Origin of the sequence: uncultured Bradyrhizobium sp. (genome assembly GCF_964252615.1) — a bacterium.
Classification (GTDB): domain Bacteria; phylum Pseudomonadota; class Alphaproteobacteria; order Rhizobiales; family Xanthobacteraceae; genus Bradyrhizobium.
Window position 1 is genome coordinate 1 of sequence record NZ_CAXUNQ010000085.1, and the last position, 8,259, is coordinate 8,259.

The window sequence follows — 8,259 nt, forward strand, 5'->3', positions numbered from 1 at the left end:
CAGAAGAATCCATGCCATGCGCTACGTCCACTCAAATCGAACCGGACAGCCGTGGCCTTGTGCCGGGCCTCCACGTCTTACTTTCTCACGCGCCAAAGACATGGATGGCCGGGACGAGCCCTACCGGATGCACATCTCGGCCGTCATTGCCGAGTTAAGGCCGGCAATTATGTGCATATGCCAGGGACGAGCCGGGCCACGCCGAGACCCTGACGGATGCGCGGGTTGAACCTGCGCATGACGAAGGAATTCACTCCGCCGCCTGCGCGTAGTCCGCCACCGGCGGGCACGAGCACACCAGGTTGCGGTCGCCGTGGACATTGTCGACGCGTCCCACCGGCGACCAGTATTTGTCGGCCCGGGACGTGCCCGGAGGGAAGCAGCCCTCGGCGCGCGTGTAGGCGCGCGCCCAGTTGTCATCGGCGATGTCGTGCACGGTATGCGGCGCGTGCCGCAGCGGTGAGGCTTCGACCTTCCAGCGCCCGGCTTCGATGTCCGCGATCTCGCGCCGGATCGCAATCATGGCGTCGCAGAAGCGGTCGATTTCCGCTTTGGATTCGGATTCGGTCGGCTCGATCATCAGCGTGCCCGGCACCGGGAAGCTCATGGTCGGGGCGTGGAAACCGTAATCGATCAGCCTTTTGGCGATGTCGTCGACCGTGACCCCGCTGGTTCGCTTGAGCGGCCGCGGATCGAGGATGCACTCATGCGCGACCCGGCCGCGCGCGTTGCGGTACAGCACCGGAAAATGCGGATCCAGTCGTGCGGCAATGTAGTTCGCGTTCAGGATCGCGATCTCGGTGGCGCGCGTGAGGCTTTCGCCCATCATCAGGATATAGATGTAGGAAATGGTGAGGATCGACGCCGAGCCGAACGGCGCCGCCGAAACCGGACCGCCGGCTGCGCGCGGCGCGCCATCGAGGTGCCGCGGCAGGAACGGCGCCAGGTGCGCCTTGACGCCGATCGGTCCCATGCCGGGGCCGCCGCCGCCATGGGGGATGCAGAACGTCTTGTGCAGATTGAGATGGCTGACATCGGCGCCGTAATCGCCGGGCCGCGACAACCCGACCTGCGCGTTCATGTTGGCGCCGTCGAGATAGACCTGTCCGCCATGGCCGTGCACGATGTCGCAGATCTCGGTGATGTGTTCCTCGAACACGCCGTGGGTGGAGGGATAGGTAATCATCACGGCGGCGAGATCGCTGCCGTGCCGCGCCGCCTTGAGCCGCAGGTCCTCCACATCGACGTCGCCGCGCGCGTCGCAGGCCACCACCACGATATCCATGCCGGCCATGCTGGCCGAGGCCGGGTTGGTGCCATGCGCGGAGGAGGGGATCAGGCACACCTTGCGATGCGCCGCGCCGCGGGCCGCGTGATAGCCGCGGATCGCCAGCAGGCCGGCATATTCGCCCTGCGCGCCCGAATTCGGCTGCAGCGACACCGCGTCGTAGCCTGTGATGTCGCATAGCCATTGTTCCAGCCGGGCGAACATCGTGTGATACCCCGAAGCCTGTTCGCGCGGCGCGAACGGATGCAGGGCGCCGAATTCAGGCCAGGTCAGCGGGATCATCTCGGCGGTGGCATTGAGTTTCATGGTGCAGGAGCCCAGCGGAATCATGGCGCGGTCAAGCGCCAGATCGCGGTCGGCCAGTTTTCGCATGTAGCGCAGCAGCTCGGTCTCGGAGCGATGGCCATGGAATACCGGATGGGTGAGAAACGCGCTGCTCCGCTTCAAGCCGGCCGGCAAGGCGTCGCGCACGCCGGATTCAACTTCCCGATAGGCCAGCGCGCCGCCGAACGCCCGCCATACCGCCTCGACAATCGCGGGTGTGGTGGTCTCGTCCAATGCGATGCCCAGCGAATCTTCGCCGAGCCGCAGATTGATCTTCTGTTCGAGCGCGCGGGCAACGATGCCGTCTTTCCCAACGCCGGCCTCGACCGATACGGTGTCGAAAAACACGTCGCTGCGCGGCGCAAATCCGAGCCGCTTCAATCCCGCCGCCAGCACGGCCGCGTGGCGATGCACGTTTTTCGCGATGTGCGTCAGCCCCTCCGGCCCATGGTAGACCGCGTACATCGACGCCATCACTGCCAGCAGCACCTGCGCGGTGCAGATGTTCGAGGTCGCCTTCTCGCGGCGGATGTGCTGCTCGCGGGTCTGCAGCGCGAGGCGGTAGGCGGGGGTCCCGCGCGAATCGATCGAAAGCCCGACGATGCGGCCGGGCAGCGAACGCTTCAGCGCATCGCGCGCCGCCATATAGGCCGCATGCGGCCCGCCATATCCCATCGGCACGCCGAAGCGCTGCGCGGAACCGACCGCGATATCGGCGCCGAGGTCGCCGGGTGAGGCCAGCAGCGTCAGCGCCAGCAGATCGGCGGCGACAACCGCGAGCGCGCCGTTGTCATGCAGCGCCGTGATCGCCGGGCGCAGATCGCGCACCACGCCGGAGCTGCCGGGATATTGCAGCAGCGCGCCGAACACGTCCGCTTGGTCGAGATCGGCGAGCGGATCGCCGACCACCAGCGTCCAGCCGAGCGGTTCGGCCCGGGTACGCAGTACCGCCAGCGTCTGCGGATGCACCTCGGAATCGACGAAGAAGGCCTTGGTCTTCGCCGGCGCCGCACGCTCGGCCAGCGCCATCGCCTCTGCCGCGGCGGTAGCCTCGTCGAGCAGCGACGCATTGGCGACCTCGAGCCCGGTCAGGTCGCAGATCATGGTCTGGAAATTGAACAGCGCTTCCAGCCGGCCCTGGCTGATCTCGGGCTGGTACGGTGTATAGGCCGTATACCACGCCGGATTTTCCAGGATGTTGCGCTGGATCACGGCCGGCACGAGGGTGCCGGAATAGCCTTGGCCGATCAGGGAGGTGAATACCTGGTTCTGCGCGGCGAGGCCGCTCATATGCGCCAGCGCCTCGGTTTCGCTCAAGGCCGGCCCGGGATCGAGCGGCGCGCTCTGGCGGATCGATGACGGCAGCGTCTCGGCCATCAGCGCGCGCAGGCTTTTCGCAGCGACGGTGTGCAGCATCGCGTCGACGTCGGATGGAGAGGGGCCGATATGGCGCCGCGCGAAATCGGTCGCGGGTTCGGAAAGTTTTCGCTTCGTCATGTTCGTTCTCTTTGTTCGCCGTCATGGCCGGGCTCGTCCCGGCCATCCACGTCTTGTCCGGCAGAAAAGCAAGACGCGGGTGCATGGCACGAGGCCGGACATGACGAAGGTGAGTTCACGCGGTGTGCGCCGTGTAGGCGGCCTCGTCCATCAGGCCGTCGAGCTGGCTTTTGTCCGCGATTCTCAGTTTGAAAAACCACGCACGGCCGCCGGCGTCGGAATTGACCAGCGCCGGTTCGGCCGCCAGCGCGTCGTTGACTTCGAGCACCTCGCCGGTGATCGGCGCGTAGACGTCGGACGCCGCCTTGACGGATTCGACGACGGCGGCGGCCTCCGCCCTCTTCAACTGCCGGCCGACCTTCGGCAGTTCGACGAACACCACGTCGCCGAGCTGGGACTGCGCGTAATCGGTGACGCCGATGGTGGCGACGTCGCCGTCGATGCGCAGCCATTCATGATCGGTGGTGTACAAGGTCGTCATGATAATCCTTTAGCGTTTGTAGCTGCTGGGAAGGAACGGCATCGGCGTGATGCGCAGCGGCAGCCGCTGCCCGCGCAGCTCTGCATATACCGTGCCGCCGGTTGCCGCGTGCGAGGCCGGCACATAACCCATCGCGACCGGCGCGTTGACGCTGGGGCCGAATCCGCCCGACGTTACCGCGCCGATCTGTTTCCCGGACGAGCGATCCGCAAACAAGGGCGCGCCTTCGCGCACCGGCGCGCGGCCTTCCGGTTTCAGTCCGACACGGCGGCGCTGCGCGCCGTTCTCGAGTTGCGAGAGAATCAAATTCGCGCCGGGAAAACCGCCGGCGCGCACACCGCCATCGCGGCGGCTCTTCTGGATCGACCATTCCAGCGCGCCTTCCACCGGCGTGGTCGTGCTATCGATGTCGTGGCCGTAGAGGCAGAGCCCGGCCTCGAGCCGCAGGCTGTCGCGAGCGCCTAGTCCGATCGGCAGCACGTCGCCGTCGTCGAGCAACGCGGCAGCCAACGCTTCGGCGTTGCGGGCCGGCACCGAGATCTCGAAACCGTCCTCGCCGGTGTAGCCGGAACGCGACACCAGGCAGGCGATGTCCAGGCCTTCAATCTGGATGCGATGCGGTCCGGCATCCATGAAGCGCATCGGCCGCACATCCGCGCAGAAGCGCGCCAGCGCCGCTTCCGCTCCGGGTCCCTGCAGCGCCAGCAGCGCGCGGTCAGCCAGCGGCTCGATCACGCAATCCTCGAACAGATGCGCGCGCAGATGCGCTTCGTCGGCGGCCTTGCAGGCGGCGTTGACGACCAGAACCAGATGGCTGCCGACATTCGCGATCATCAGGTCGTCGAGAATCCCGCCGGCCTCGTTGGTGAACTGCGCATAGCGCTGGCGGCCGGGGGCGAGCGCCAGGACGTCCTGCGGGACCAGCCGCTCCAGCGCCGCGGCGGCATCCGCGACCTTGCCGGATTTCGGGTACAGCGCGATCTGGCCCATATGCGAGACGTCGAACAGGCCGGCGCGGGCGCGGGCGTGCAGATGCTCCTTCATCACGCCGGCGGCGTACTGCACCGGCATGTCATAGCCGGCGAACGGCACCATCCTGCCGCCGCGGGCGACATGAAGCGCGTGCAAAGGCGTCTGCTTTAGGGTTGAATTCGGGTCGTCGCGCGCGAGCATCGCAGGGTCCTCGCAAGGCTGCGGGGACAATTCCCCGACCACCTGCCGAAGCCCCATCTGTCGCTGTGCCTGAGAGTATTATCCCGTCGGCGGACCCGCCCGGGCGAACGCCGGCCGCGTCTCTTTCCAGATGTCATCACATCGCGCGGTCCGTTTGCCTGAGAGTTTCCGGGGCGGTTGCTCCTTCGGCGCCGGCGTCTTAGCCGATCTCTCCCGACGCGACTTACGTCAACACATAGGAGAGAAACACGGCCGCAGCAAGGCTGTCAACGCAGCGCAGCAATTATCAACGGCGGATGCGCTCACGTCATGCGCACGGGCCGCTCCGCCCCGTGCCGCTCGGCACGGCCGGCCGGAGGAACAATTTATCGCCCCAACATTTGGTACTCCAGCATGGAGAATTCGATGAAGATATTCGCGATAATGCTGAGCCTGCTGCTTGGCGGCTATTCGGCGGCGCATGCGCAAAGTTCTGGCGCCGGCAGCGCGGCCGGCGCTACAGGAGCCGGCGGCGCAACCGGAAATACGCTTTCGAACGGCAGCACGATCAGCGGGACCGGCGGCTCGCCCGGTTCCAATACCTCCAACGCGCTGAACCACGGCACCACGGGAAATAATCTGGGCGCGAATCAGACCAATCCAGCTCCCGCCTCGTCCGCTTCGCCGGCGGTCAATACCCCGGCGGCCAACAGCGCGGTCAACAGCCTCAGCAGTACCCAGACCGGCATTCTGAAGAAGTAGATTCTGATCGGCTTGGCCCGCGGGCGCCGCAGCGGGCGCGGTCGTAATCGGCAGGCGTTACGCCGCCATCGCCTTGGTCAAATTCTCCGCGACCTTGTCGAGAAAACCTGTCGTGGAGAGCCAGCGCTGGTCGGCCCCGACCAGGAGCGCCAGATCCTTGGTCATGTAGCCGGATTCGACGGTATCGACGCAGACTTTTTCCAGCGTCTTGGCGAACCTGCCCAGGTCCTCGTTGCTGTCGAGCTTGGCGCGATGCGACAGTCCCTGCGTCCAGGCGAAGATCGAGGCGATGGAATTGGTCGACGTTTCCTTGCCCTTCTGGTGCTCGCGATAGTGCCGCGTCACCGTGCCGTGCGCGGCCTCGGCTTCGACCACCTTGCCATCCGGCGTCAGCAGCACGGATGTCATCAGGCCTAGCGAACCGTAACCCTGCGCCACGGTATCGGACTGCACGTCGCCATCGTAATTTTTGCAGGCCCAGACATAACCGCCGGACCATTTCAGCGCCGAGGCCACCATGTCGTCGATCAGGCGATGCTCGTAGGTCAAATGCTTCGCCTCGAAATCCTTCTTGAAATCCTTCTCGTAGATCTCCTCGAAGATGTCCTTGAATCGCCCGTCATAGACTTTCATGATGGTGTTCTTGGTCGACAGATACACCGGATAGCCGCGGTTGAGGCCGTAGGTCAGCGAGGCGCGGGCGAAATCGCGGATGGAATCGTCGAGATTGTACATGCTCATGGCGACGCCCGAGCCCGGCGACTTGAACACCTCGCGCTCGATCACGGTGCCGTCCTCGCCGGTGAATTTCATCGACAGCGTGCCCTTGCCGGGAAATTTGATGTCGGTAGCGCGGTACTGGTCGCCGAAGGCGTGGCGGCCGATGATGATCGGCTTGGTCCAGCCGGGCACCAGCCGCGGCACGTTCCTGCAGATGATCGGTTCGCGGAAGATCACGCCGCCCAGGATGTTGCGGATGGTGCCGTTCGGCGACTTCCACATCTGCTTGAGGCCGAATTCCTTCACCCGCGCCTCGTCCGGGGTGATGGTGGCGCATTTGACGCCGACGCCGTGTTTCTTGATCGCGTTCGCCGCCTCGATGGTGACCTGATCGTCGGTCTTGTCGCGGTACTCCATCCCGAGGTCGTAATATTCAAGCTTCACATCGAGGAACGGGTTGATCAGCTTGTCCTTGATGTATTGCCAGATGATCCGGGTCATCTCGTCGCCATCGAGTTCGACGACGGGGTTTTGGACCTTGATTTTTGCCATGAGGAGGAGGGCCTTTTTGGAACGGTGCGCTTCGGGACGGGCTACTGTCGGGCTATAGCACCGCGCACGCGGCTGTAAAAGCCGACCGGCGCGCATCGCCGCGCTGATTTTGCATTTCGCTTGAGAAAATGCGCTAAAGGCGCAAAACCGGCGCGAACACCCCGTCGTGCTGGTGGATGCGGATATCCCGTCATACGCGGAATTGGCCCGCGTATGACGAGATGTGTGAATCCAATAGGGTCAGGCCCGGCAATGACGCCGGAGATATGCGCATCCACTGGCGCCTGCGCGGGGACGACGTGGATGAAGTCGCATGCGAAAGTGAGGAAATGTCAGGCACCGACAAGACCAAAGCTGCGGCCGATCTCGCCGGACCGATCGTGATCCTGGTCGAGCCGCAGCTTGGCGAGAACATCGGCATGGCCGCGCGTGCCATGGGCAATTTCGGGCTGACGCGGCTGCGCATCGTCAAGCCGCGCGACGGCTGGCCCAATCTGAGCGCGCAGCGCGCCGCCGCCGGCGCCGATCACATCCTGGAAAGGGTCGAGCTGTTCGACACCGCGGAGGCCGCGGTCGCCGACTGCACGCTGCTGTTCGCGACCACGGCGCGCGCGCATGATCAGGCCAAGCCGGTGATCGGGCCGGAGCAGGCGGCGCAGGAGATCGTGCGCGAGATCGCGGCCGCCGGCCAGGCCGCGATCCTGTTCGGACGGGAGCGCGCGGGCCTGCTCAACGAGGAGGTTGCGCTCGCCGACCGCATCGTCACCTTTCCGGTCAACCCTGCCTTTGCCTCGCTCAATCTCGCCCAGGCCGTGCTGCTGATGGGATACGAATGGTTCAGGCTGGCGACGCAGGACGCGCTGCCGTTCGCCATGCCGGAGCGCTCGATTCGCGCCTCGCAGCACCAGATGCAGGCCTTCTTCGACAATCTCGTACGCGAGCTCGACAAGGTCGAATTCCTGCGCCCGGCTGAGAAGCGCGAAACCATGCTGGTCAACCTGCGCAACATCTTTTCCCGTATGGAGCCGACCAAGCAGGACATGCACACCCTGCACGGGGTGGTGATGGCGATCGCGGAAGGACGCAAGGGCCCGGCCAAGGGCGGCGTGCTCGACGGCGAACAGGCGACGCGCCTGCGCGCGCTGCTGGCGGAGCGCGGGCAGGGCGCGCAGCCGTCCGAAAGCGGCGGCACCGTGCGCGGCCTCGCGCGCCTCCTGCGCCGAAACCCCACCGACGCCGAACGCATCCTGTGGCACGCGCTGACGAGGGACCGCCGCTTCGCCGGCCAGTTCAGGCGCCAGACGCCGGTCGGGCGGCATATCCCGGATTTCGTGTCGTTCGTGAGGCGGGTGGCGATCGAGCTCGTGAATGCGGACGAAAGCGAGGCGATCGCGCAGAATCGTGCGGCGCGGACGGCATGGCTGGAGGCGCGGGGGTATCGGGTGTGGCTGATCAATGCGGGGGACGTGGAGCGGGATGGGGC

The 8,259-nt window shown here is 65.6% G+C and carries 6 protein-coding genes and 1 riboswitch; of the genes, 2 read left to right on the forward strand and 4 right to left on the reverse strand.

What is annotated here, in order from left to right; genetic code table 11:
• Nucleotides 1–250: 250 nt before the first annotated feature.
• From gcvP to gcvT, 3 genes are all read right to left on the reverse strand, one after another.
• Nucleotides 251–3,109 (reverse strand): aminomethyl-transferring glycine dehydrogenase, encoded by a 2,859-nt coding sequence (gcvP, locus tag ACFE72_RS23660; RefSeq protein WP_375415563.1) that lies wholly within the window; start codon nucleotides 3,107–3,109, stop codon nucleotides 251–253.
• Between the two features lie 115 nt (nucleotides 3,110–3,224).
• Nucleotides 3,225–3,590 (reverse strand): glycine cleavage system protein GcvH, encoded by a 366-nt coding sequence (gene gcvH / locus ACFE72_RS23665; RefSeq protein ID WP_375415564.1) that lies wholly within the window; start codon nucleotides 3,588–3,590, stop codon nucleotides 3,225–3,227.
• 9 nt (nucleotides 3,591–3,599) lie between these two features.
• Nucleotides 3,600–4,763: a glycine cleavage system aminomethyltransferase GcvT gene (gene gcvT / locus ACFE72_RS23670; protein ID WP_375415565.1), complete on the reverse strand. Its 1,164-nt coding sequence runs from the start codon at nucleotides 4,761–4,763 to the stop codon at nucleotides 3,600–3,602.
• Between the two features lie 136 nt (nucleotides 4,764–4,899).
• A riboswitch (glycine riboswitch) is annotated at nucleotides 4,900–4,990 on the reverse strand.
• 178 nt (nucleotides 4,991–5,168) lie between these two features.
• Here gcvT and ACFE72_RS23675 point away from each other — a divergent pair.
• On the forward strand, nucleotides 5,169–5,504 hold the full coding sequence (locus tag ACFE72_RS23675) for a hypothetical protein (RefSeq protein ID WP_375415566.1): 336 nt from the start codon (nucleotides 5,169–5,171) through the stop codon (nucleotides 5,502–5,504).
• 57 nt (nucleotides 5,505–5,561) lie between these two features.
• Here ACFE72_RS23675 and ACFE72_RS23680 read toward each other — a convergent pair whose 3' ends face one another.
• Nucleotides 5,562–6,776 carry an NADP-dependent isocitrate dehydrogenase gene (locus tag ACFE72_RS23680; protein ID WP_375415567.1) on the reverse strand — a complete coding sequence of 405 codons (1,215 nt, stop codon included), beginning with the start codon at nucleotides 6,774–6,776 and terminating at the stop codon, nucleotides 5,562–5,564.
• A 329-nt stretch (nucleotides 6,777–7,105) separates the two neighbouring features.
• On the opposite strand from ACFE72_RS23680, the gene ACFE72_RS23685 reads away from it, so the two are divergent.
• Nucleotides 7,106–8,259: TrmJ/YjtD family RNA methyltransferase (locus ACFE72_RS23685; RefSeq protein ID WP_375415568.1), on the forward strand; the 1,154-nt coding region annotated here is incomplete at its 3' end.

Excerpts from the sequence above, each read along its gene's own strand:
- gcvP (WP_375415563.1), bottom strand. The coding sequence starts at position 3,109 with ATGACGAAGCGAAAACTTTCCGAACCCGCGACCGATTTCGCGCGGCGC.
- gcvH (WP_375415564.1), bottom strand. The coding sequence starts at position 3,590 with ATGACGACCTTGTACACCACCGATCATGAATGGCTGCGCATCGACGGC.
- gcvT (WP_375415565.1), bottom strand. The coding sequence starts at position 4,763 with ATGCTCGCGCGCGACGACCCGAATTCAACCCTAAAGCAGACGCCTTTG.
- ACFE72_RS23675 (WP_375415566.1), top strand. The coding sequence starts at position 5,169 with ATGAAGATATTCGCGATAATGCTGAGCCTGCTGCTTGGCGGCTATTCG.
- ACFE72_RS23680 (WP_375415567.1), bottom strand. The coding sequence starts at position 6,776 with ATGGCAAAAATCAAGGTCCAAAACCCCGTCGTCGAACTCGATGGCGAC.